This is a genomic window from Nocardioides halotolerans DSM 19273, from assembly GCF_000422805.1.
Classification (GTDB): domain Bacteria; phylum Actinomycetota; class Actinomycetes; order Propionibacteriales; family Nocardioidaceae; genus Nocardioides; species Nocardioides halotolerans.
This window is the reverse complement of record NZ_KE383925.1, coordinates 30,681-54,797: the sequence shown is the minus strand read 5'-3', so window position 1 is coordinate 54,797 and position 24,117 is coordinate 30,681. Positions and strand designations below refer to the sequence as shown.

General features: G+C 71.1%; 21 protein-coding genes. 4 read left to right on the top strand and 17 right to left on the bottom strand.

Annotation, left to right across the window (positions count from 1 at the left end):
* Window positions 1-3: 3 nt before the first annotated feature.
* Window positions 4-534, bottom strand: a complete 531-nt coding sequence (locus tag G514_RS0120435; RefSeq protein ID WP_028653260.1) for a hypothetical protein — start codon at window positions 532-534, stop codon at window positions 4-6.
* Between the two features lie 85 nt (window positions 535-619).
* Here G514_RS0120435 and G514_RS0120430 point away from each other — a divergent pair, with 85 nt between their 5' ends.
* The 3 genes from G514_RS0120430 to G514_RS28070 are packed head-to-tail and all read left to right on the top strand — an operon-like array spanning window position 620 to window position 2,392.
* Complete coding sequence (locus G514_RS0120430; RefSeq protein WP_157545077.1) at window positions 620-1,213, top strand: hypothetical protein; 594 nt, start codon at window positions 620-622, stop codon at window positions 1,211-1,213.
* Window positions 1,206-1,538, top strand: coding sequence for a hypothetical protein (locus G514_RS0120425; RefSeq protein ID WP_028653258.1), 333 nt, complete (start codon window positions 1,206-1,208; stop codon window positions 1,536-1,538). Before G514_RS0120430 ends, G514_RS0120425 begins: the two co-directional genes overlap by 8 nt.
* Window positions 1,535-2,392 carry a hypothetical protein gene (locus G514_RS28070; protein WP_036565758.1) on the top strand — a complete coding sequence of 286 codons (858 nt, stop codon included), beginning with the start codon at window positions 1,535-1,537 and terminating at the stop codon, window positions 2,390-2,392. The genes G514_RS0120425 and G514_RS28070 overlap by 4 nt, the downstream gene beginning before the upstream one ends.
* Window positions 2,393-2,399: 7 nt before the next feature.
* On the opposite strand, the gene G514_RS28065 is transcribed toward G514_RS28070, so the two are convergent.
* The 12 genes from G514_RS28065 to G514_RS0120360 all read right to left on the bottom strand — a co-directional run bounded on the left by G514_RS28065 (window position 2,400) and on the right by G514_RS0120360 (window position 17,704).
* Window positions 2,400-2,957 carry a TerD family protein gene (locus G514_RS28065; RefSeq protein WP_051247905.1) on the bottom strand — a complete coding sequence of 186 codons (558 nt, stop codon included), beginning with the start codon at window positions 2,955-2,957 and terminating at the stop codon, window positions 2,400-2,402.
* A 73-nt stretch (window positions 2,958-3,030) separates the two neighbouring features.
* Window positions 3,031-4,320: a thymidine phosphorylase gene (locus G514_RS0120410; protein ID WP_028653257.1), complete on the bottom strand. Its 1,290-nt coding sequence runs from the start codon at window positions 4,318-4,320 to the stop codon at window positions 3,031-3,033.
* Entirely contained in the window at window positions 4,313-4,738 is a 426-nt protein-coding gene (locus tag G514_RS0120405) for a cytidine deaminase (protein ID WP_028653256.1), read from the bottom strand. Before G514_RS0120405 ends, G514_RS0120410 begins: the two co-directional genes overlap by 8 nt.
* Before the next feature lie 4 nt (window positions 4,739-4,742).
* Window positions 4,743-6,041: an ABC transporter permease gene (locus tag G514_RS28060; protein WP_051247903.1), complete on the bottom strand. Its 1,299-nt coding sequence runs from the start codon at window positions 6,039-6,041 to the stop codon at window positions 4,743-4,745.
* A gap of 1 nt (window position 6,042) precedes the next feature.
* Entirely contained in the window at window positions 6,043-7,260 is a 1,218-nt protein-coding gene (locus tag G514_RS0120395) for an ABC transporter permease (protein WP_028653255.1), read from the bottom strand.
* The gene (locus G514_RS28055; protein WP_036565755.1) at window positions 7,257-8,798 is read right to left on the bottom strand and encodes an ABC transporter ATP-binding protein; all 1,542 of its coding nucleotides are present in this window, start codon (window positions 8,796-8,798) and stop codon (window positions 7,257-7,259) included. The genes G514_RS0120395 and G514_RS28055 overlap by 4 nt, the downstream gene beginning before the upstream one ends.
* A gap of 110 nt (window positions 8,799-8,908) precedes the next feature.
* A complete protein-coding gene (locus G514_RS0120385; protein WP_028653254.1) occupies window positions 8,909-10,024 on the bottom strand; it encodes a BMP family lipoprotein in 1,116 nt (371 codons plus the stop codon).
* Between the two features lie 199 nt (window positions 10,025-10,223).
* Entirely contained in the window at window positions 10,224-11,423 is a 1,200-nt protein-coding gene (locus tag G514_RS0120380; protein ID WP_051247901.1) for an amidohydrolase, read from the bottom strand.
* A gap of 133 nt (window positions 11,424-11,556) precedes the next feature.
* Window positions 11,557-12,639: a ScyD/ScyE family protein gene (locus G514_RS28050; protein WP_051247900.1), complete on the bottom strand. Its 1,083-nt coding sequence runs from the start codon at window positions 12,637-12,639 to the stop codon at window positions 11,557-11,559.
* 154 nt (window positions 12,640-12,793) lie between these two features.
* Entirely contained in the window at window positions 12,794-13,792 is a 999-nt protein-coding gene (gene meaB / locus G514_RS0120370) for a methylmalonyl Co-A mutase-associated GTPase MeaB (protein WP_028653252.1), read from the bottom strand.
* A 16-nt stretch (window positions 13,793-13,808) separates the two neighbouring features.
* Window positions 13,809-15,992, bottom strand: a complete 2,184-nt coding sequence (gene scpA / locus G514_RS0120365) for a methylmalonyl-CoA mutase (protein WP_028653251.1) — start codon at window positions 15,990-15,992, stop codon at window positions 13,809-13,811.
* Window positions 15,989-17,704 carry a methylmalonyl-CoA mutase family protein gene (locus G514_RS0120360; protein WP_028653250.1) on the bottom strand — a complete coding sequence of 572 codons (1,716 nt, stop codon included), beginning with the start codon at window positions 17,702-17,704 and terminating at the stop codon, window positions 15,989-15,991. The genes scpA and G514_RS0120360 overlap by 4 nt, the downstream gene beginning before the upstream one ends.
* 114 nt (window positions 17,705-17,818) lie before the next feature.
* Between G514_RS0120360 and G514_RS0120355 the strand changes: the two genes are divergently transcribed.
* Entirely contained in the window at window positions 17,819-19,891 is a 2,073-nt protein-coding gene (locus G514_RS0120355; RefSeq protein WP_028653249.1) for an elongation factor G-like protein EF-G2, read from the top strand.
* Here G514_RS0120355 and G514_RS30775 read toward each other — a convergent pair.
* The 4 genes from G514_RS30775 to G514_RS0120335 all read right to left on the bottom strand — a co-directional run bounded on the left by G514_RS30775 (window position 19,888) and on the right by G514_RS0120335 (window position 24,108).
* Window positions 19,888-20,529, bottom strand: coding sequence for a DUF2510 domain-containing protein (locus G514_RS30775; protein ID WP_051247898.1), 642 nt, complete (start codon window positions 20,527-20,529; stop codon window positions 19,888-19,890). The two genes, G514_RS0120355 and G514_RS30775, sit on opposite strands and share 4 nt — an antisense overlap.
* A 77-nt stretch (window positions 20,530-20,606) precedes the next feature.
* A complete protein-coding gene (locus tag G514_RS28040; RefSeq protein WP_245582287.1) occupies window positions 20,607-21,434 on the bottom strand; it encodes a succinate dehydrogenase/fumarate reductase iron-sulfur subunit in 828 nt (275 codons plus the stop codon).
* Between the two features lie 10 nt (window positions 21,435-21,444).
* Entirely contained in the window at window positions 21,445-23,253 is a 1,809-nt protein-coding gene (locus G514_RS0120340) for a fumarate reductase/succinate dehydrogenase flavoprotein subunit (protein WP_028653248.1), read from the bottom strand.
* Window positions 23,254-23,265: 12 nt separating this feature from the next.
* Window positions 23,266-24,108, bottom strand: coding sequence for a hypothetical protein (locus G514_RS0120335; RefSeq protein ID WP_051247896.1), 843 nt, complete (start codon window positions 24,106-24,108; stop codon window positions 23,266-23,268).
* Window positions 24,109-24,117 lie beyond the last annotated feature (9 nt).

Here is a 24,117-nt window from a genome sequence, read left to right as displayed (position 1 = left end):
GGCCTAGCGATCCTGCAGCGCGGCCTCGATCGAGGCCAGCTCGGCCGGCGCGGCGAGCGCCGTCGTGTCGTCGGACGTCCGGAGCTGGACCACGACGACGCTCGGGTCCTCGGCGTACGACGCGGCGTACGCCGCCGAGAACGGCTCCCCCGCGACCCGGTCGGACGCCAGCTCGCACCGGCGCTGCGCCTCGCCGACCTGGCTGCCCACGGCGGTGCGGCAGACCAGGTCGAGCGCGGCCGCCGCCGCGTCGCGGTCGCCGAAGTCGGTGAGGGTCACCCGGAGCGAGGTGTCGCCCGGCCCGGTCAGCTCGCACGTCGCGGTCGAACCCTCCGTCCGGTGGGCGTCCTCGGTCAGCTGCCACTCATCCGTCACGGCGCCGAGCACGGGCTCGCAGAGGTTGTCCGGGAGCGACGCGGACGCGTCCGACGACCCGGAGCCGTCGGACGTCGAGTCGCCGTCGGAGCACGCGGACAGGGCTCCGACACACGCTGAGAGGACGACCGCCGCAGCGGCCGCGCGGAGGACGAGCACACTGCGAGCCTGCCTCGGGCCGCGCTCCGGCAAACCCTCGAACGCCGGTGTTTGCCGGACGCCGGACGCGGGCAAGCCTCGGCACATGGCAGTGACCTACGACGCCCGGCTCGCCGAGCTGCGTCGCTTCGACTCCGTGGGCCACTACGCCCACGACGGACTGGTGACCGGCCGCGACGAGACCGGCACCCTGCTCGTCACCGTCGACCCGACCCGCCGGGTCGTCGGCGTCAGCTCGGGTCGTCTCGACGACTCCCTGCGCCGCCCCGCCGGGCTCGCCCACGCCGTACGCCGCGCGCACACCGACGCCGTGATGGACGCCGTCGAGCTCGGCCTGCGGGCGGCCGGCCGGATCGACCCGACCGCCCCGCGCCGCAACCACGCCGCGCCCGCGGGCTCCGCGCCCTCGGTGGCCGAGCTGCACCCCGACTTCGGCCACGCGCCGGTCGACATGGAGCTCTTCCGGAGCCTCCCCGACCGTCCCGGGCCGCGCACCACCGGCCCGCACGTCGGCCACTCCGACAACGACTGCGTCACCGTGACGCTCGACGCCGCCGGACCGTGCGGCGAGGTCGAGACCGACCCGGGCTGGCTCGCCAACGCCGGGCCCGCCGCCGTCGCGGCCGCCGTCCACCAGGCCTTCACCGCCGCCTACCAGGAGAGAGACCACCATGGGTGACATCGGATCGTTCGAGGTCCAGAGCCGAGAGCTGCGCCGGGAGGGCCAGGAGTGGCAGACGCGCAAGGAGGCGGTGCAGGGCGCGCACGACCTCGCGGACAACGGGGTCGGCAAGGGCTACATGTTCGGCTTCCTCGCCAACGTCGCCCACCTCGGTGAGTACCACGACAACTTCATCAGCTCGATCACCGAGGCCTTCGCCGACGGCGTGAAGACCTTCGACTACATGTCCGCGGCACTCATCTCGGCGGCCAACGCCTACGACGGGGCCGACAGCACCGCCGCCGAGTCGGCACAACACCTCGAGAACAGGCTGCCCCGATGACCGACATCACCAACTGGGACGAGCTCGCCGAAGAGGTCCGCAAGCGCTGCCAGGAGCTCTTCGACAGCGTCTGGGGTGAGCTCAACCGCATGGCGGACGTGCTCAACGACGCGGCGAGCCACTTCGACTGGGTCGGAGTCCTGTTCCCGATCCCCAAGCTGATCTGGGACGGCCTGACCTCCGACGACGTCGAGCGCGCGATCGACAAGTTCAACAACGAGATCCGGCCCCAGCTCGAGCAGAAGGCCCGCGACGTCGTCGCCGACATCAACAAGGTCGTCGGCACCCTGGCGGGCGACCCTCCCGGCCTCAAGCGGCTGTCGTTCGACTACGCCCAGTGCCGCGAGAAGCTCGTCTACCCGGCGCCCTCGATCCAGTCCGAGATCCAGCAGCTCGGCAAGTCGTGGAAGGGCGAGGCGTTCGCGGCCTACTCGCTCGCCGCCGGCGAGCAGGTCAAGGCGATGAGCGACGCGGCGCTCGGCATGGAGCGCGCCGCCGACATGACCAACAAGGGGGCCGCGAAGATCCTCCAGCTCTGGGTCGACCTCAACGACAAGCTGATCGGCGGCCTGGTCGACGTCGCGAAGCTCCTGTCCGACGCCACCACGGTCGACAAGATCCTCAGCTTCGAGATCCCGGTCGTGGTCAGCGCGATCGGCGACCTCATCGCCTTCGTCCAGAGCATCGCCAAGACGCTCGAGGACTACTGGATCGGCGTCGGCTTCCAGGACCAGCTCGACTGGGTCAAGCTCAACAACGGCGCCACCGGGCTGCCCCACAACACCTGGCCGGTCATCCACCCCGGCGAGGTCGACGACATCTCCAACTCCCACGACTGGGGCGTGGTCGCCTAGGAGCCTCCTAGCGGCTGACGAAGCGGTGCAGCTTGCCGAGCCCCTGGGTCGGCACCGTGATCGGCACGCCCTCGCCGACCGCGTCGAGCACCCAGCCCGACGACGTTCGACGCAGCAGCGCGAGCACCGCGCCGGTCTCGGTGACCGACATCGTGAGCGTGAAGCGCGCCAGCTCCTCGGCGGTGTCCTCGTCGACCAGCCGGCAGTAGGCGTTGGCGACCCACTCCAGCGAGTGACCCTGGTAGCTGCTGACCAGGAACACGATCGTGTCGACCGGGCCGTGCACCTTGTCGAGGTCGACCAGCACCTGCTCGTCGTCGCCCTCGCCGCTGCCGGTCTGGTTGTCACCGAGGTGCTCGACCGACCCGTCACGGGTCCTCAGGTTGTTGTAGAACGCCAGGTCGAAGAGCTGGGTGCCCACGAACTGCAGGGCGGTCGCATCGAGGTCGACGTCGGGCCGCCCGGTGCGGGCCACGCCTGCGCCGGCGTCCTGGTCCCAGCCGATCCCCATGCGCAGGCGGGTGGCCGCGACCTCGAACGACTCCCCCGCGGAGAGTTGGGTCATGGCTTTTCGGGGTCCCCGCGGAAGCGGTTGGCCTCCACGCGGAGCGCCCCCTCCGAGCGATTTCGTGGGGTGATCATTTGCCGACCCGGTCGATGACGATCGGGCCCGCGGTGAAGGAGCCGTCGGAGGAGATGTCGAAGGAGCCCTCGAGCACCGCCAGCGCCCGCTCGAACCGGTCGGGCTCGTCGGTCAGCAGCGTCATCAGCGGCTGGCCCTCGGTCACCTGGTCGCCGGGCCGCGCGTGCCACCGCACCCCGGCTCCGGCCTGCACCGGGTCCTCCTTGCGCGAGCGTCCCGCGCCGAGCCGCCACGCGGCGGTGCCGACCGCGAGGGCGTCGAGCCGGGTCAGCACGCCGGACGCGGGCGCGACCAGGTCGTGAGACTCGCGCGCCGTGGCCATCGGGGCGTCGGGGTCGCCGTCCTGGGCGCGGATCATCGCCTTCCAGGTGTCCATGGCGGACCCGTCGGCGAGCTTGTCGGCCGGGTCGACGTCGGTGACGCCGGCCCCGGCCAGCATCTCCTTCGCCAGTGCGAGGGTCAGCTCGACGACGTCGGCGGGCCCGCCCCCGGCCAGCACCTCGACCGACTCCTCGACCTCGATGGCGTTGCCCGCGGTCAGCCCCAGCGGCGTCGACATCTCGGTCAGCAGCGCGACCGTGTGCACGCCGGCGTCGGTGCCGAGCGCCACCATCGTCTCGGCGAGCTCGCGGGCCGTCTCCTCGGTCTTCATGAAGGCACCGGTGCCGACCTTGACGTCGAGCACGAGCGAGCCGGTGCCCTCGGCGATCTTCTTGCTCATGATCGACGAGGCGATCAGCGGGATGGCCTCGACGGTGCCGGTGACGTCGCGCAGGGCGTAGAGCTTCTTGTCCGCGGGCGCCAACCCGTCGCCGGCCGCGCACACGACCGCACCCACCGACTCGAGCTGGGCGAGCATCTCGTCGTTGGACAGACCGGCCCGCCAGCCCGGGATCGACTCGAGCTTGTCGAGGGTGCCGCCGGTGTGCCCGAGGCCGCGACCCGAGAGCTGCGGCACGGCGACCCCGCAGGCCGCGACGAGCGGCGCGAGCGGCAGCGTGATCTTGTCGCCGACGCCGCCGGTCGAGTGCTTGTCGGACGTCGGGCGCGAGAGCCCCGAGAAGTCCATCCGCTCGCCCGACGCGATCATGGCGTCGGTCCACCGGCCGATCTCGGCGCGGTCCATGCCGTTGAGCAGGATCGCCATCGCCAGCGCCGACATCTGCTCGTCGGCGACCACGCCGCGCGTGTAGGCGTCGACGACCCAGTCGATCATCGTGTCGGAGAGTCGGCCGCCGTCGCGCTTGGTGACGATCACCTCGACGGCGTCGTGGGCCTCAGCCATGGTGCTCCTCGATCTTGTGGAGGTCCTCGGGCCCGAACGCGTCGGGCAGCACCTCGGTCATCGGCTTCACTCCCGAGACGGTCCACGCGAGCAGGGCCGCGCCGCCGTTCTCCCAGAGCAGCTGGCGGCAGCGGCCGCACGGCATGATCACCGAGCCGTCGGCGTCCACGCACACGAAGTGGGTCAGGCGCCCGCCGCCGGTGATGTGCAGCTGGCTGACCAGCCCGCACTCGGCGCACAGCGTGACGCCGTAGGCGGCGTTCTCGACGTTGCAGCCGGTCACGACCCGGCCGTCGTCGACACGGGCCGCGGCGCCGACCGGGAAGTGGGAGTACGGCGCGTAGGCGTGCCGCATGGCCTCCACGGCCTGCGCCTTGAGCCCCTCCCAGTCGAAGCCGTCGTCAGGAGTCGACGTCATCGCGTCACGACTTCACGTAGGGCTCGCCGTCGGCAGCCGGCGGTCGCACGCGGCCGACGAACCCGGCGACCGCGATCACGGTCACGAGGTAGGGAGACGCGCGGAGCAGCTCGCCCGGGATCTTGTCGAGGAACGCCAGCTGGGCCTGGAGCGTGAAGCAGAACCCGAACAGCAGCGACGCCAGGGTGGCCCCGACGGGGTGCCAGCGACCCATGATGACCGCCGCCAGCGCGATGAAGCCGTTGCCGGCGGAGGCGTTGGAGTCGAAGGTGCCGGTGGACCCGACGGTGAAGAACGCGCCGCCGAGGCCGGCGAAGACGCCACCGATCAGGACCGCCTGCCACCGGATCCGGTTGACGTTGATGCCGACCGTGTCGGCCGCCTTGGGGTGCTCGCCGACCGAGCGGACCCGCAGGCCCCAGGTGGTCTGGAAGAGCAGGAGCGTCACGAACACGACCGAGCCGTACATGATGTAGACGAGGATCGTCTGGTTGAACAGCGCCGGCCCGATGACCGGGATGTCGACCAGCCCGGAGACCGGGACCTTCTCGAGGATCAGCGGCTCGTTGAGGTACTTCTTGATGTCGGGGTCGTCGGGGATCTGGCTGAGCAGGAAGTCGGTGAGACCGGTCGCCAGCGCGATCAGCACGACTCCGAGCACGACCTGGTTGACCTGGTAGCGGAGCGCGAAGACACCCAGCAGCGCGGCCATGGCGACCCCGGCGGCGATCCCGCCGACCAGGCCCATCTCGGCACTGAAGGCCAGGGACGACGCGACCGAGGCGAAGAAGGCGCCCATGAGGAACTGACCCTCGATCGCGATGTTGATGACGCCGGCCCGCTCGCACAGGCAGCCGGCGAGGGCACCGAAGATCAGCGGGGTCGCGAGCCGGATCGTGCCCGGGAACGGGTTGATGATCGCCACCGAGAACGTGCCGGTCTGGTCGGCGTAGTTCCAGAACACGAAGCCGGCGAAGAACGCCACGCCGACCAGGAAGTAGATCAGCCCGCCGAGCGCGCCCTTGGGCACCTTGTTGACCACCGCCAGCAGCAGCGCGACCGCGACGACGACGAGGCCGGCGATCATGATCGTCTGCGCGTCGAGGTCCTTGGCGGGGTCATCCTTGGTGACGCGCTCACCGAGCGTGTACTTGACGCCGAAGTCGTCGATCTTCAGGTAGAAGAAGACCAGCGCGAGCAGCACGAGGCCGAAGACCGAGACCAGCCTGATCTGGCGGCGTACGTCGCCACGATCGCGGACATCGACAGCGCCCTCGTCGGAGATGGCAGTCGCAACGGCCACGTCAGGACCCCCAGCCCTTCGCCATGACGGTCGACCCGCCGCCTGTCTCCCTGATCCGCAGCATGCCCTTGACGAGGGCGGGAGCGGCCACGAAGAGGACGATCAGCGCCTGCAGCACGTCGGTGAGCTCCTTCGGGGTGCCGGCGCTGGCCTGCATCGCCACGCCGCCGACGCTCATCGCGCCGAAGAGCAGCCCGGCCAGCACCGTGCCGAGCGGGGTCGCCCGGCCGAGGAGCGCCACCGTGATCGCGTCGAAGCCGATCGAGCCGGGCAGCGTCGGGCTCAGCGAGTTCTGGTTGCCGAGCACCTGCATGGTCGCCGCCAGCCCGGCCAGCAGGCCGGCGAACAGCATCGCGAGGGTGTAGACCTTCGCCACGCTCATGCCGGCGGTGCGCGAGGCGTCGGCGTTGGCGCCGACGGCCCGCAGCTCGAAGCCCCAGGTGCTGCGCTCGAGCAGCCACCACACCGCGAAGCCGGCGAGGATCGCGAGGACCACACCGGTGTGCACCGGGAACCCGTCGCCGAGAGGCTTCCCGAACGTCGCCGAGTCGTCCACCTTCGGGGAGAGCGCGTTGTCGCTGCCGGGCCGCTGGAAGGTGTCGTGCCCGAGCGCGAAGATCAGGATCGAGGCCGCCAGGTAGTTGAACATGATGGTGGTGATGACCTCGTGGGCGCCGGTCCGGGCCTTGAGGAAGCCCGTGATGGCACCCCACACGGCGCCGCCGAGCAGGCCGGCGATGAGCGCCACGACGAGGTGGAGGACCGGCGGGAGGTCCCAGGTGAAGCCGACGTAGCCGGCGCAGATCGCTCCGACGATCAGCTGGCCCTGGGCCCCGATGTTGAACAGCCCCGCGCGGAACGCCAGCGTGACGCCGAGACCCGCGCAGATCAGGGGCGCCGAGCGGTTGAGCGTCGAGGCGATCGCGTTGCTCGATCCCACCGAGCCGCGCACCAGCGCGCTGTAGGACGACCAGACCGCGTCGGCCGACCGGGTGAAGAAGTCCCAGGGATAGCTGCCGAAGTAGCTCAGCGACTCGATGACGTCGTCGTCGCTGAACGCGATCACGAACGCGCCGATCACCAGCGCGATCACGAACGCGCCGGCGGTGACCTTGACGCTGGGCAGCCAGGACCTCGGGTCGCGCAGGTCCGTCCTGGGCTCCGGCTCGGCCGGCTCGGGAGCGGCGCCGGGCGGCGGCGCGGGTGCTTGGGTGCTCATGCCGGGACCTCCTCGGTCTTGCCGGAAGCGGGTCCGGAATCGGGCGTGGCTCCGGCCATCAACAGACCGATGTCCTCCCGGGCGATGTCGGGACTGACGGTGGCGACGATCCGGCCGTCGTACATGACCGCGATCCGGTCGGAGAGCGTGAAGATCTCGTCGAGCTCGGTGGAGACGATGATGACCGCGGTGCCCTTGTCGCGCTCGGAGATGATCCGCTTGTGGATGAACTCGATCGAGCCGACGTCCACGCCGCGGGTCGGCTGTGAGGCGATCAGCACCTTGAGCGGCCGCGAGAACTCCCGCGCGACCACGACCTTCTGCTGGTTGCCGCCCGAGAGCGACGACACCGGGGTCTCCGCGGACTCGGTGCGGATGTCGAACTCCTTGATCCGCGCGTCGGCGTTGGCGGCGATGTCGTCGAGCTTCAGCGCGAGGCCCGTGGAGAACTCGTCGCTGCGGTAGATGTCGAGGATGAGGTTCTCGCGGACGCTGAACGCACCGACGTAGCCGTCGTGCGAGCGGTCCTCCGGGATGTAGCCGATGCCGTCGTCGAGGCTCTCGCGCGGCCCGTGCCTGCTGATGTCGTCGCCGTCGAGGCGGATCACGCCGGCATCGGGCTTGACCAGCCCCAGCAGCGCCTTGATCAGCTCGGTCTGACCGTTGCCCTGGACTCCCGCGATGCCGAGCACCTCGCCGGCACGGGCCTCGAAGGACACGTCCTTGACGACCTGGTGACCGCGCGGGTCGACGACGGTGCAGCCCTCGACCGACATCACGACGGCGCCGGTGTCGGGCGGGTCCTTGTCGACCTTGAGCTTGACCTCGCGGCCGACCATCATCTCGGCCAGCTCGGCCTCGGACGTGCTCGGCGGAGCGGTGCCGACGACCTTGCCGCGCCGGATCACCGAGATCCGGTCGCCCACCGCCTTGACCTCGCGGAGCTTGTGGGTGATGAAGATGATCGAGGTGCCCTGCTCCTTGAGCGAGCGCATGATGTCCATGAGCTCGTCGATCTCCTGCGGGGTGAGCACCGCAGTCGGCTCGTCGAGGATCAGCACCTTGGCCTCGTTGGACAGCGCCTTGATGATCTCGACCCGCTGCTGCACGCCGACAGGCAGCGCCTCGACCAGCGTGCCCGGGTCGACCCGGAGGCCGTAGCGCTCCGAGAGCTCGGTGACCATCGCGGACGCCTTGCGGCGCGACAGCACCCCCGGGACCGAGACCTGCTCGCGGCCGAGCATGACGTTCTCGGCGACCGTGAACACCGGGACCAGCATGAAGTGCTGGTGCACCATGCCGATGCCGGCGGCGATCGCGTCGCTGGGCGACTTGAACGTGACCGGCTGCCCGTCGACGAGGATCTCGCCCTCGGTCGGGTCGAGCAGCCCGTAGAGCATGTTCATGAGCGTCGACTTGCCGGCGCCGTTCTCACCGAGCAGGCAGTGGATCTCGCCAGGCTCGATGGTCAGGTCGATGTGGTCGTTGGCCGTGAACGACCCGAACCTCTTGGTGAGCCCCTTGATCTCCAGCTTCATCGCTGTCCCTCCACTGACGGCACCTTAGGGCATGCAACGTGAGGCAGAGCCGGGGCGGGGGAAGTCCCCGCCCCGGCTCTGTGACTCAGTGTTGAGCGGTGTCGACCAGATCAGCCGGCAGCCGGCGTGATCGTGATCGAGCCGTCGATGATGCCGGCCTTGAGCTCCTCGATCTTGTCCTTGAGCTCCTGCGGGATCACGCTGTCGAAGTCGTGGTACGGAGCCAGGCCCACACCACCGTTCTCGAGCGTGCCGTTGAAGAGCTCGTTGCTGAAGGTGCCGTCGATCGACTCCTTGATCGCCTCGGTCACGGAGACGTCCATGCCCTTGGCGACCGAGGTCAGGAGGATGTCGCCGTACTCGGTCGACTCGAAGCCGTCGGTGTCGACCCAGATGGCCTTGGCGCCGGCGTCCTTGGCGGCCTGCAGGCCACCGAGGCCGGCGGGACCGGCGACCGGGAACAGGATGTCAGCGCCCTGGCCGATCAGCTGCTCGCCGACCGACTGGCCCTTGGTCTTGTCCTCGAAGTCCTCGGTGAACGAGCCGTCCTTGCCGTCCCAGCCGAGCAGCTGCACCTCGGCGCCGTTGTCCTCGTTGTACTTCTCGACGCCCTGGCGGAAGCCCTCCATGAAGATGGTCACGGTCGGGATCGGCAGACCGCCGAAGGTGCCGACGATGCCGCTCTCCGACATGCCCGCGGCGAGGTAGCCCGCGAGGTAGGAAGGCTGGTCGGTCGCGTAGACGAGACCCTTGAGGTTCTTCGGCGCCTTGTCGTAGGCGAAGTCGACGATCGCGAAGTCGACGTCGGGGTTCTTCTTGGCGGCCGCCAGCGTGGCGTCGCCGAGGAGGAAGCCGACCGTCGTGATCTCGTTGCAGTTCTGCTGCACGAGCTGGTTGATGTTGTCGGCGTACTGGTCGTCGCCGGTCGACTCGACCTGCGCGGTCTGGATGCCGAACTGCGCACCGGCGTCGGTCTGACCCTTCAGCGCGGTCTGGTTGAAGCCCTTGTCATCGAATCCGCCCGAGTCGGAGACCATGCACGCCTTGAAGTCCGGGTTGCCGGTCGCCTCGGTCGGCGAGGCCTCCGTGGTCGCCTCGGTCGGTGCCGCGCTCGTCGTCTCCTCGTCGGGCGCACTGCTGCCACTCGAGTCGTCCCGGTCCCCACATGCAGTCAGCACCAGTGCGGCACAACCCGCCACCAGCGCCATGCGTGCCGTCTTCTTCACGGCATCCTCCTGATCGTTTTTGTCATAGTGCACGCCCGGTCCGGGAGCGCGTCGCGCCACCCTAGGCCCTGACAGGGGTCTTGGGCGATGGCCCGACCGGAGTTTTGCGCGTTGTTATCCGTTGGTGACCTCGGACCATCCGCCACAAGGGGAAACCCCCTCCCAAGGGGCCATTGCGCCATGGTCCGGACGGGTGGTGTCAGCGTGTCAGGGCACGGGTGGCGGTCTGTGCCAGCAGCTTGGCGCCGATGCCGACCGCGCGCTCGTCGATGCGCAGGTTGCCCTGGTGGAGGTCGTACGTCGGCCCGCCGGGTGTCCGGGTGCCGAGGCGCATCATGGCCCCGGGCACCCGCTCGAGGTACCAGCCGAAGTCCTCCGCGCCCAGGCTCTGCGGCGCCACCACCTGACCCTTCTCGCCGAGGACCGCGCGCACCGCGTCGGAGAGGATCCGGTTGGAGACCGGCTCGTTGACCACCGGAGGCACGCCGCGCTGGTAGTCGATCTCGGCGCTGACGCCGTAGGGCCGCACGATCTCGTCGACCACGGTGCGGACGACGTTCTCGCAGTCGGACCACGCGACGGCGTCGAGGATGCGGACCGTGCCGGTGACCACGCCGTGGTCGGGGATCACGTTGGCCGCCGAGCCGGCGTGGAGGCTCCCCCAGACCATGCTGACACCGGCGCGCGGGTCCATCCGCCGGCTCAGCACCGCCGGGAGCTCGGTGGTCACCTTGGCGAGGGCGAAGGTGAGGTCGCTGGTCAGGTGGGGGCGGCTGGTGTGTCCGCCGGACCCCGTGAGCCGCACCTCGACCCGGTCGGCGGCGCTGGTGAGCGGTCCGAGCCGCAGCCCCACCTGGCCGACGTCGACGCCCGGGTCGCAGTGCAGCGCGAAGACCCGCTCGACCTCGTCGAGGGCGTCCTTCTGGATGAGGTGCAGCGCGCCGCCGGGCATGACCTCCTCGGCCGGCTGGAACAGCAGTCGCACCCGGCCGGGCAGCAGCCCGCGGTCGTGGACCTCGGCCAGCGCCAGCGCCGCGCCCGTCAGCGCGGTGGTGTGCACGTCGTGACCGCAGGCGTGGGCGACCCCGGCCACCGTGCTCGCCCACGGGTCGTCGGTGAGGTCCTGCACCGGCAGCGCGTCCATGTCGGCACGGAGCGCGACCAGCGGGCCGCCGTCGCCGAGGTCGGCGGAGAAGCCGGTGCGGCCGTAGCGGGTGATCCGCCAGCCGGCCTGCTCGATCCGGCCGCCGACGACCTCCGCGGTGCGCAGCTCGGACCACGACAGCTCGGGGTGGGCGTGCAGGTCGCGCCGCAGGTCGACGAGGTCGGCGTCGTGCTTGTCGACGACGTCCGAGATCACCGTGGAGGCCGTGGCGCCGGCCCGCTCCTGCTCCTGCATGTCCCTCGCAGGCTAGTCGAGCCACACCGGCCGGGCCTCGGTCGGGTCCGCGCCCGGGACCCGGGAGGCGTGGGCAGCAAGGATCCCCGGCGCCGTGGTGGCGCCGGGGATCCTCGTCGAGGTCAGCTCCGGGTCACGGGGTGATCGTGACGACCTGCCCCTTCGGCTTGGGACCCATCGGCACCGCGTGGGCCGAGGCGAGCAGACCGGTCGGGGTCACGTCGACCGCGGCCGGGAACGGGAGCTTCACGTAGGTCTTCACCTTGTGCGAGCCCGCCGCGATGCGGGAGATCTCGCCGCGGAACAGCTGGGCGACGTACACGTCGCCGTTCGCCGCGACCGCCACGCCCGTGGGGCTCAGCAGACCGTCGACCAGGGTCGTGACCTTGCCGCTGACCGGGTCGATCTTGAGCACGCGGCCGTTGAGGCCGAGGCTGCCGTCCTCGGGGCCACCGGGGAGGCTGGTGACGTAGAGCTGGCCGTCGGGGCCGTACTCGATGTCGGTCGGCACGGCCTCGAGGGCGTACTTCTTCCCGGTGACGCAGCGGGGCAGGTGCAGGGCCTTGACGGCGGCAGCCGTCATCTTCACCTTCACCGGCTTCAGCGCCGCCACGGTGCGGAAGACGCCCTGGGCGTCGAGCGCGAGGATGGCGTTGCCGCCGGCGTCCGCGATGTAGTCGACACCCCCGGCCGAGGCGACGGCGTAGGCGTGCGTCTCCTTGACGCCGGAGTAGGAGCCCGGCCCGATGTCCTTCGGCAGCTGCGCCAGGCACGACTTCGGGGTCTTGAGGAAGCCGTACTTGAACTTGCCGTCGGGGTTGGCCTTCTTCTCGTAGGCGTAGGTGTCGCCCAGGAGCTTGGGTGCGCCGTTGGCGTCGAGGGTCCAGACGCCGCCGGACTTGTTGTCCGGGGAGCCGGTGACGAAGCGGAGCTGCCCGCCGTCGGCGGAGACGCCGTCGGCCGCGTGGCGCTTGCTCTTGTAGATCACGGTCACGGCCCCGTCGGGCGCCTTCTTGTAGAGGCGGCCGGCGAACGAGTCGGCCCAGTAGCGGGTGCCGTCGGGCGCCTGCGCGACGCTCAGCGGGCCGACCAGCTTCTTGGCGACCACGGCGACCGTGGGCTTGGCCTTCGCCGGTGCCGGCGCGGCACTCGCGGAGGCGGCGCCTCCGGCGAGGGCGAGCGCCGCGGCGGCGGCCAGGAGTTGACGAGTGGACATGGGTTTCCTCCGGGATGTGACTGACGAGGTTGGACGACTGCGAGGCCGTCCGCTGCGTTCCCGAGGCCGCAACGGCGCCTGCTCGGAGACTTCTACGCGATCTGTCCCGCCGACAAGGGGACCCGTGTCCCGACCTGCCGGGAAATGCCCGATTTCACCTGTCCGGGTGAGCCTCGTCGTAGGCCGCGAGCAGGCGGTCGGCGGCGGCCGGCGCCGGCAGCTCCCCGGACAGCACGGCGTCGCGCACCTCGTCCCGGATCCGGCGTACGCCGGGTGAGTGGCGCAGCCGCTGGTCGAGCTCGTCGCGCACCAGCGACCAGGTGAACTCCAGCTGCTGCTGCGCGCGTTTCGCGGCCAGCCCCTCGGCGCCGAGGTGCTCACGGTGCTCGAGCACCCGCCGCCACAGGTCGTCGACGCCGAGGTCGTGCAGCCCGGACACGGTGACCACGGGCGGGGCCCACTCCCCCTTGCCGCGCACCAGCCGCAGCGCGCCGGCGAGCTCGCGGGCCGCAGCGCGGGCCTCGCCCTCGCGGTCGCCGTCGGCCTTGTTGACGGCGAGCACGTCGGCGATCTCGAGGATGCCCTTCTTGATGCCCTGCAGCTGGTCGCCGGTGCGGGCCAGGGTCAGGAAGAGGAACGTGTCGACCATCCCGGCGACGGTGACCTCGGACTGGCCGACGCCGACGGTCTCGACCAGCACCACGTCGTATGCCGCCGCCTCCAGCACGGCCATCGCCTGCACGGTGGCACGAGCCACCCCGCCGAGGGTGCCCGCGGCGGGCGAGGGCCGGATGTAGGCGTCCGGGTCGGCCGAGAGCCGGCCCATCCGTGTCTTGTCGCCCAGCACGGACCCGCCCGTGCGGATGCTGGACGGGTCGACGGCGAGCACCCCGACGCGGTGGCCGTCGGCGGTGAGCCGGGTGCCGAGCGACTCGATGAACGTCGACTTGCCCACGCCCGGGACGCCCGAGATGCCGACCCGCACCGCCGGCGACTGCACCCCGGAGCCCGGGGCGGAGGCGAGCTCGCCCAGCAGCTCGCGCGCGTCGGCGCGGTGCTCGCGCTTCGACGACTCGACGAGCGTGATCGCCTGGGACACCGCGGCGCGCCGGCGCGCGCGGATGCCGTCGACGAGCGACGCGACGTCGGGCATGTGCTGGCGTCCGGACCTAGTGCTCGAGCTGCTCGCGGAGCCGGGCCAGCAGGTCGAGCGCGGACTCGGCGATCACGGTGCCGGGCAGGAACACCGCCGCGGCGCCCATCTCCTGGAGCCTCGGCACGTCGTCGGGCGGGATCACCCCGCCGATCACGACCATGATGTCGGGCCGCCCCTGCTCCTCCAGCGCGTTCTTCAGCGCCGGGAGCAGCGTGAGGTGCCCGGCCGCCAGCGACGAGATGCCGACGATGTGCACGTCGGCGTCGACGGCCTGCTGGGCCACCTCCTCCGGCGTGGAGAACAGCGGCCCCACGTCGACGTCGAAGCCCATGTCGGCGAACGCCGAGACGATGACCTTCTGGCCGCGGTCGTGACCGTCCTGGCCCATCTTCGCCACCAGGATGCGGGGGCGGCGGCCCTCGGCCTCCTCGAACTCCGCGGTGGCGTCGAGCACCTGCTGGACGACGGTCGCGCCGGACTGGCCCGACTCGTCCCTGAACACGCCGCTGATCGTACGGATGGTGGCCTGGTGCCGGCCGTAGACCTTCTCGAGCGCGTCGGAGATCTCGCCGACCGTGGCCTTCGCGCGGGCCGCGTCGACGGCGAGGGCCAGGAGGTTGCCGTCGAGGTCGGAGCCGGGGCCGACCTCGGCGGAGCGGGTCAGCGCCTCGAGCGCGCGGCGTACCTCGTCGTCGTCGCGCTCGGCGCGCAGCCGCTCGAGCTTGGCGACCTGCTGGCGGTAGACGTCGTCGTTGTCGACCTTGAGGACGTCGAGCCTGTCCTCCGCGGCCAGCCGGTAGGTGTTGACGCCGATCACCTTCTGGGCGCCGGAGTCGATGCGCGCCTGGGTGCGGGCCGCGGCCTCCTCGATGCGCATCTTCGGGATGCCCTGCTCGATGGCCTTGGCCATGCCGCCGGCCTGCTCGGCCTCCTGGATGTGCGCCCAGGCACGCTCGGCGAGGTCGTGGGTCAGGCGCTCGACGTAGTAGGAGCCCGCCCAGGGGTCGATGGTGCCGGTGGTGCCGCTCTCCTGCTGCAGCAGCAGCTGGGTGTTGCGGGCGATACGCGCGGAGAAGTCGGTCGGCAGCGCGATCGCCTCGTCGAGCGCGTTGGTGTGCAGCGACTGGGTGTGGCCCTGGGTCGCGGCCATCGCCTCGATGCAGGTGCGGCCGACGTTGTTGAAGACGTCCTGCGCGGTGAGGGACCAGCCGGAGGTCTGGGAGTGCGTCCGGAGCGAGAGCGACTTCGGGTTCTGCGGGTCGAAGTCGCGGACCAGCCGGCTCCACAGCGCGCGGGCGGCGCGCAGCTTGGCGACCTCCATGAAGAAGTTCATGCCGATCGCCCAGAAGAAGCTGAGCCGCGGGGCGAACTGGTCGATCGTCATGCCGGTCGCGAGCCCGGCGCGGATGTACTCCACGCCGTCGGCGAGCGTGTAGGCCAGCTCGAGGTCCTGCGTCGCCCCGGCCTCCTGGATGTGGTAGCCGGAGATCGAGATCGAGTTGAAGCGCGGCATCCGCGCCGAGGTGTAGCTGAAGATGTCGGAGATGATCCGCATGCTCGGCTCGGGCGGGTAGATGTAGGTGTTGCGGACCATGAACTCCTTGAGGATGTCGTTCTGGATGGTCCCGCTCAGCTGCTCGGGCTTGACGCCCTGCTCCTCGGCCGCGGCGATGTAGAGCGCGAGCACCGGCAGCACCGCGCCGTTCATGGTCATCGAGACCGACATCTCGTCGAGCGGGATGCCGTCGAAGAGGGTCCGGGTGTCGTAGATCGAGTCGATCGCGACGCCCGCCATGCCGACGTCGCCGCGCACCCGCGGGTGGTCGGAGTCGTAGCCGCGGTGGGTGGCCAGGTCGAAGGCGACGCTGAGGCCCTTCTGGCCGGCCGCGAGGTTGCGGCGGTAGAACGCGTTGGACTCCTCCGCGGTCGAGAACCCGGCGTACTGCCGGATCGTCCACGGCTGGGTGGTGTACATCGTCGGGTAGGGCCCGCGCAGGAACGGCGAGAGCCCGGGCCAGGTGTCCAGCGCGTCGAGGCCCGCGAGGTGCTCAGGCCCGTAGACCGGGAGGATGTCGATGCCTTCGGGCGATGTCCACGGCGCGGCCGACGGCGGCTGAGGTGCGAGCGCAGCGAGCCTCGAAGCCTCCGCGGCATCGGCGGCCAACGGCAGTCCGGCGAAGGTCTTCGGGACGCTCATGCCAGCTTCTCCCTCGTCCGGCGCAGGAACGCCAGGGCGTCCACGCCCACCGCTGCCGAGTCGTCGACCCGGTCGCGCGGCTTGCCGGCGATCACCACCCACTGCGCGCCCGCCGCGCGGAGCGCGGCGGCGGCCTCGTCGGCCCAGGCGTCGTAGGCCCCGTCGCTGCCGGCGAGGCAGACGACGGGCTGGCCGGCGTACGCCGCGACCAGGTCGTCCGCGGTCTCGGTCGGCCCGGCGACGTCGACCCCGATGCCGCCGGCGGCGAGCAGGTTGGTGGCGAACGTGGCGCGCGCGGTGTGCGCGGCAACGGTGCCCATCGTCGCGAGGAAGACGCGCTGGTCGGCCGGGTCGTCGCGGAGCGCCTCGTAGGCCGCGCCGTAGCGCCGCACCTCGCGGCTCTCCGGTGGCGCGGGCCGCTCGGGGAGCGACTCGGACAGGTGCGGGAACTCCGAGAGGCCCGTCAGCGGCAACCGGCGCGTCGCGACGAGCCGGTCGCGCTCCGCCACCGTGGCCTCGACCAGGGGCGCCAGGTCCGCTCCCTCCTCCAGCCTGCCGAACAGCTCCCACGCGGCGAGGGCGAGGTCGTCGGTGAGCTTCTCGACGGCGTAGGCGCCACCGGCGGGGTCGGACACGACCGCGACGTGCGACTCCTCGACGAGCAGGTGGGAGGTGTTGCGGGCGATGCGGCGCCCCAAGGCGTCCGGCCGGCCGAGCGGGGTGTCGAACGGGAGCACGGTGACGGCGTCGGCGCCGCCGACACCGGCCGCGAACGCGGCGACGGTGGTGCGCAGCATGTTCACGTAGGGGTCGTACTTGCTCATCATGGGCCGGCTCGTCACCGCGTGCTGGTGCTGGTCACGGACGCTCGTCCCACTCAGCTCGAGGACCCTGGCCCACAGCCGGCGGGCCGCGCGCAGCTTGGCGATCGTCGTGAACTGGTCGTCGGTCGCGGCGTAGCGGAACTCGACGATCCTCGCGGCCTCGTCGAGGTCGAGCCCGGCGCCGGTCAGCGTGCGGAGGTACGCCGCCCCGACGGCCAGCGAGTGCGCGAGCTCCTGGACGTCCGACGCGCCCTGGTCGTGGACCTCGGTCGCGTCGACGACGAACACGCGGACACCGGCCTGCCACGCGTGCTCGGCGAGGTCCCGGGTGGCGACGCGGGCGTCGAGCCCGAGGTTGGTGTGCGGGTGCAGGTCGCGGCCCGCGGCGTAGTCCAGGAACGCCCGGGCCCCGGACTCCGAGGTCTGCAGGACCACGGGTGCGAGGTCGAGCAGCACTCCGCTGAGCAGCACGCCCCAGTCGGTGCGCTCCCCCGCCTCGAGCCACAGGGACGTGGCACCACCCTCCAGGTCCGCGAGCAGCGCCTCGTTGTCGGTCCCGGGGTCGGTGACCGCGAGGTGCGCCCGCACGTCCCACGCGCCGGCCCGGGTCGGGCGGCCGCCCGTGGTGAGCCCGTCGAGCAGGTCGGGAGTGCCCAGCGGGGTGATCCCGATCCCGTCGAGCGTCGTCCGGGTGAGCCTGTCCCAGACGAGCTCGTCGGCGTCGTCGTCGGAGAGCCTCCGCGCCTTGCGCAGCACCGCGGCAGCGGCGGCCTCCCACTCGGCGCGGTCGTGGCTGTCCTGTGGTGCCGCCAGCGCGAGCGAGCCCTGCTCGGGCTCGAGCTCGGTGGGCTCGTCGAGTCCGCCCTCGACGGTCTGCTCGTCGGTCACGCTGCCGAGCGTAGGTTCGCCGCGCTCGTGGGGCCATCGACTGTGAATTTGTCCATGCCCAGGGGTTGAGGACTCCCGGTGGTCAGGAGCAACGTGTCCCCATGGGTGATCGACATGGGTGACAAGGGAGCGCGCGCCGCCGGCAGACAAGATCTCGAGGCCCTCAAGCCCGACGAGATCCGCAACGTCGTCCTCGTGGGACCCGGCTCCGGCGGCAAGACCACGCTCCTCGAGACCCTGCTGGTCCGCAGCGGTGCCCTGAACCGTGCGGGCTCGGTCGCCGAGGGCACCACGGTCTCCGACTTCGAGCCCGGTGAGCGCACGCACGGGCGGTCGATGGCGCTCTCGGTCGCGCCGGTCGTCCACCGCGGTGTGAAGGTGAACCTCATCGACACCCCCGGCTACGCCGACTTCGTCGGCGAGCTCAGGGCCGGGCTGCGGGCGGCCGACTGCGCGCTGTTCGTGACGGCCGCCAACGAGCCGGTCGACCAGGTCACGGCGATGCTGTGGCGCGAGTGCGCGGACGTCGGGATGCCGCGGGCGGTGGTGGTGACCAAGCTCGACCACGCCCGGGCCGACTACCCCGGGGTGCTGGCCGCAGCACAGGAGACGTTCGGGAGCACCGGTGACAAGGTGCTCCCGTTGTACGTCCCGGTCATGTCGGGCACCGACGTCACGGCGCTCGTCGGCCTGCTGGGCTCGGACGCCGAGGCCGAGCACGCCGACGCCAGGGCCGCGCTGATCGAGGGGATCATCGAGGAGTCCGAGGACGAGGGCCTCATGGACCGCTACCTCGCCGGCGAGCAGGTCACCGAGGACGCCCTCCTCGAGGACCTCCACCGCGCGATGGCGCGCGGCACGTTCTTCCCGGTCGTCGCGGCCTGCTCGACGAGCGGCGTCGGGTGCGGCGAGCTGCTCGACCTCATGGTCCGAGGCTTCCCGGCGCCCAGCGAGCACCCGAGCCCGGCGACGTTCACCCCCGCCGGCGCGGCCGCCCCCGCCGTGACCTGCGACCCCGACGGTCCGCTCGTCGCCGAGGTCGTCAAGACGACCAGCGACCCCTACGTCGGCCGGGTCAGCCTGGTGCGCGTCTTCTCCGGCACCCTCGACCCGGACCGTCCGGTGCACGTCTCGGGCCACCTGACGTCGTTCTTCGGCGCCGAGTCGGGCCACGCCGACCACGACGACGACGAGCGCGTCGGCGCGCTCTCCTACCCGTTCGGCCAGGCGCTCCAGCCCGCGACCCGAGTGGTGTGCGGCGACATCGCGACCGTCGGCCGGCTCGGCCGCGCGGAGACCGGCGACACGCTCTCCTCGGTCGACGACCCGCGAGTGCTCCGGCCGTGGTCGCTGCCGACTCCCCTGCTGCCGGTCGCGATCGAGGCGGAGACGAAGTCCGACGAGGACAAGCTCTCGACGGCACTGTCTCGGCTGGCCGCCGAGGACCCCTCGCTCCGCATCGAGATGGGCACCGGCGACCACGGCCAGCTGGTGCTCTGGACGATGGGTGAGGCGCACGCGGACGCCGCCCTCGAGCGGCTGTCGGAGCGCTTCGGCGTCTCGGTCCGCCAGGTCGACGTGCAGGTGCACCTCCGCGAGACCCTGGCCGGGCCCGGCACCGGCCTCGGCCGGCACGTGAAGCAGTCCGGCGGCCACGGCCAGTACGCCGTCTGCGAGATCGAGGTCGAACCCCTCCCCCGCGGCGCCGGGTTCGAGTTCGCCGAGCGGGTGGTGGGCGGCGTGGTGCCGCGGCAGTTCATCCCCTCGGTCGAGAAGGGCGTGCGCGCCCAGATGTCGCGGGGCTGCGCCGGCCACCCGATGGTCGACGTCCGGGTGACGCTCACGGGCGGCAAGGCGCACAGCGTGGACTCCTCCGACATGGCGTTCCAGAGCGCCGGAGCCCTCGCACTGCGCGAGGCGGCGCAGAGTGCCGGCGTCCAGCTGCTCGAGCCCTACGACGAGGTCGAGGTGACCGTGCCCGACGACCTCGTCGGCACCGTGATGAGCGACCTGTCGGCGCGGCGCGGGCGGGTGCTGGGCCAGGACACCGCCGACGGGATGGCCGTGGTCCGGGCGCACGTGCCGTGCTCGGAGCTCATCCGCTACCCGATCGACCTGCGCTCGGCCACCCACGGCACGGGCGCGTTCACCCGCGCCTTCGCGAGCTACGAGCCCGTGCCGACCTAGCAGGCGTCGGCGCTGCGCTCGTCGACCCTGCGGTAGACCGCCGCGCGGGCGTGCGGCTCCCCGGACGCCCGAGCGAGGCCGCGCTGGATCAGGCGCTTGCCGACGTCGGTGCCGTTGCGCTCGACGTAACGCAGCAAGCGACCGTCGGCGTCCTTGTCGGCTCCGCGCCGGGTGAGGGCCACCGGCTGCCCGAGCACGAGGGTCCCGAGAAAGTCCGCACCGCAGCTGTCCTCGACGCCGAGGAGCCGGACCTCGGCGCCGTTGTCGAGCTCGACCGTGCTGCCGTCGACGACGGAGGCGACCGTCCAGCTCCGGCGATCGGGCGCGGCCGCGTCGTCGGGCTCGGTCTGCTCGCTGGTCGGTGAACCCGGCGAGCTCGACGCCGGCGGTGGCGTCGACCCGTTGTCGGCCCGGCCGGTCTGGTCGTCACCCACCACCAGCACGGCGGTGCTGACCAGCACGAGCACCGCCACCGCGGCCAGCACCCAGGGCGCGACCCGCCGCACCCGTGCCTCGACAGGGGCGGAGGTGGGCGCAGCGGAACGCCGCTCGGTCCAGCGCTCGCCGTCCCAGTAGCGCTGGTGGCCCGGCGGTGCGTCGTAGTCCGGGTACCAGCCCGGCGCGACCCTCCCCGTCACCGCTCAAGCAAGGCACAGCGCCCGAGCGAGGGTCAAGTCCGCCTGACACCCCTCGGGGTATCGGGAGGCCGAGACCGTCAGGCGCGCGCCCGAGGACGCTTGACCGAGCTCTTCTGTCGCTTCGGCGCCGCCTCGCGGTCGTCGTTGTCCTTGTTGCGGATGCCGATCTTCTCGCCGAGCCACACGAGCGGGTCGTACTTCTTGTCGACCACGCGCTCCTTCATCGGGATGATCGCGTTGTCGGTGATCTTGATCCCCTCGGGGCAGACCTCGGTGCAGCACTTGGTGATGTTGCACATGCCGAGACCCGCGGCCTGCTGGGCGAGCTCGCGGCGGTCGTGGGTGTCGAGGGGGTGCATGTCGAGCTCGGCGTACCGGAGGAAGAAGCGCGGGCCGGCGAAGGCGGGCTTGTTGTCCTCGTGGTCACGGATGACGTGGCAGACGTTCTGGCACAGGAAGCACTCGATGCACTTGCGGAACTCCTGGCCACGCTCCACGTCGATCTGCGCCATCCGGCGCTTGCCGTCGGCGTCGCGGGGCGGCAGCGCCACACCCGGCAGCTCGGCGGCCTTCTCGAAGTTGTAGGAGACGTCGGTGACCAGGTCGCGGATGATCGGGAACGTGCGCACTGGGGTGACCGTGATGGTCTCGCCGGGCTCGAAGTCCGAGAGCCGCGTCATGCACAGCAGCCGAGGCCGGCCGTTGATCTCCGCCGAGCAGGACCCGCACTTGCCCGCCTTGCAGTTCCAGCGCACCGCGAGGTCGCCGGCCTGGGTCGCCTGCAGCCGGTGGATGGCGTCGAGGACGACCTCGCCCTCGGACACCTCGACGGTGTAGTCCTCGAGCCCGCCGCCCTGGTCGTCGCCACGCCAGACCCGCATCTTCAGCTGGGTTGTCTCCGCCACGTCAGACTCCCTACTTGTCCTCGAAGAAGGCCTTGAGCTCGTCCGGCATCACCGGGAGCGGCTTCTCGGCCAGGTCCACGCCGTCGCCGGCCGAGTTGAGCGTCAGCACGAGGTTCTTCGCGCCCCACTCCGGGTCGGGACCGGGGAAGTCGTCGCGGGTGTGACCGCCGCGCGACTCCTGCCGGGCCAGTGCCGCCTTCGCGATGCACTCCGAGACGAGCAGCATGTTGTGGATGTCGATCGAGAGGTGCCAGCCCGGGTTGTAGGCGCGGCCGCCCTCCACCTTGAGGCGGGAGGCCCGCTCCTTGAGCCTCTCGATCTCCTTCAGCGACTGCTCGAGCTCCTCGGCGGTGCGGATGATGCCGACCAGGTCGTTCATCGCCTGCTGGAGGTCGGCCTGGATCGTGTAGGCGTTCTCGTCGCCCTTGGGGTCGAACGGCGCCAGCGCCTCGGCCTGGGCCCGCTCCAGCTCGCCGTCGATCGACGCGCGGGCCTCGAGCCCGGAGGAGTACGCCGCCGCGGCCTCGCCGGCCCGCTTGCCGAACACGATGAGGTCGGAGAGCGAGTTGCCGCCCAGCCGGTTGGAGCCGTGCATGCCGCCGGAGCACTCGCCCACGGCGTAGAGGCCCTTGATGCCGGACAGCTCGGTGTCGGGGTCGACCTCGACGCCGCCCATGACGTAGTGGCACGTGGGGCCGATCTCCATCGGCTCCTTGGTGATGTCGACGTCCGCCAGCTCCTTGAACTGGTGGTGCATCGACGGCAGCCGCTTGTGGATGAACTCCGCCGAGCGGCGCGACGCGATGTCGAGGTAGATGCCGCCGTGGGGTGATCCGCGACCGGCCTTGATCTCGGAGTTGATGGCCCGGGCCACCTCGTCACGGGGCAGCAGCTCGGGTGGCCGGCGGTTGTTCTTCTTGTCGTCGTACCAGCGGTCCGCCTCTTCCTCGGTGTCCGCGGTCTCGGCCTTGAAGAACTCGGGGATGTAGTCGAACATGAACCGCTTGCCCTCGGAGTTCTTCAGCACTCCGCCGTCGCCGCGCACCGACTCGGTGACCAGCAGCCCCTTCACCGAGGGCGGCCAGACCATCCCCGTGGGGTGGAACTGCACGAACTCCATGTTGATGAGCGCGGCCCCGGCGCGCAGCGCGAGCGCGTGCCCGTCGCCGGTGTACTCCCACGAGTTCGACGTGACCTTGAACGACTTGCCGATGCCGCCGGTGGCGAGCACCACCGAGGGCGCCTCGAAGGCGAGGAAGGTGCCGGTCTCGCGCCAGTAGGCGAAGGCGCCGGAGATGGCGCCGGAGTCGTCCTTGAACAGGTCGGTGACCGTGCACTCCATGAACACGTCGATGCCGAGCGCGACCGCGCGCTGCTGGAGCGTGCGGATCATCTCGAGGCCGGTGCGGTCGCCGACGTGCGCGAGCCGGGCGTAGCGGTGGCCGCCGAAGTCGCGCTGGGAGATCAGCCCGTCGTCGGTGCGGTCGAACAGGGCGCCCCAGTCCTCGAGCTCCTGGACCCGCTCGGGCGCCTCCTGGGCGTGCAGCTGGGCCATCCGCCAGTTGTTGAGCATCTTCCCGCCACGCATGGTGTCGCGGAAGTGCACCTCCCAGTTGTCCTCGGGCCAGCGGTTGCCCATGGCGGCGGCGATGCCGCCCTCCGCCATGACCGTGTGCGCCTTGCCCAGCAGCGACTTGGTCACGATGGCGGTCTTGGCGCCGGCCTCGTGCGCGGCGATGGCGGCCCGGAGGCCGGAGCCGCCCGCGCCGATCACGACGACGTCGTACTGGTGCTTCTCGATCTCGGATGTCTCAGCCATTGCTCACTCGCCTCAGAAGAACCGCGGGTCGTCGAAGGTGTTCGATGCCAGCAGGAAGATGTAGAGGTCGACCAGCGCGACCGAGAACAGCGACAGCCAGGCGTAGTTGGCGTGCCGCTTGTTCAGCACCGACACCCAGGTCCAGAGCTTGTAGCGCACCGGGTGCTTGGAGAAGTGCCGCAGCCGGCCGCCGACGATGTGGCGGCAGGAGTGGCACGAGAGCTGGTAGAGCCAGATGAAGGCGACGTTGATCCACATCAGGACCGTGCCGAGACCCATGTGGATGCCGTCGGACTCGCCCTCGGCCGGCCCGAACGCGAGGACGGCGTCCCAGGTCAGGACGAGCGCGACCACGAGGGTGGCGTACCAGAACCACCGGTGCACGTTCTGGAGGATCAGCGGGAACCTGGTCTCGCCGGAGTACGACGAGTGCGGCTCGGCGACGCCGCAGGCCGGCGGCGAGAGCCAGAACGAGCGGTAGTAGGCCTTGCGGTAGTAGTAGCAGGTCAGCCGGAAGCCGAGCGGGAAGATGAGGATGATCAGCGCCGCCGAGAGCGGGAACCACCCGAACGGCTGGCCGAAGTCGGACGAGCCCTCGACGCAGTCGCCCAGGCACGGCGAGTAGAACGGCGAGAGGTACGGCTCGACGAAGTAGTCCTTGTCCATGAACGCACGGATCGTGGAGTAGACGACGAACGAGAGGAAGACGACGAACGTCGTCAGCGGGTAGGCCCACCACCGGTCCTGCCGGAGCGTCCGCTCGCCGATGCTGGCCCTGGTCGGGCCTCCGACACCTGCCGCCAGCGGGCCGTCACCGGCCTGCACTGTCGACTCACGTGCCTCCGTCGACGCCATGCGCCACCT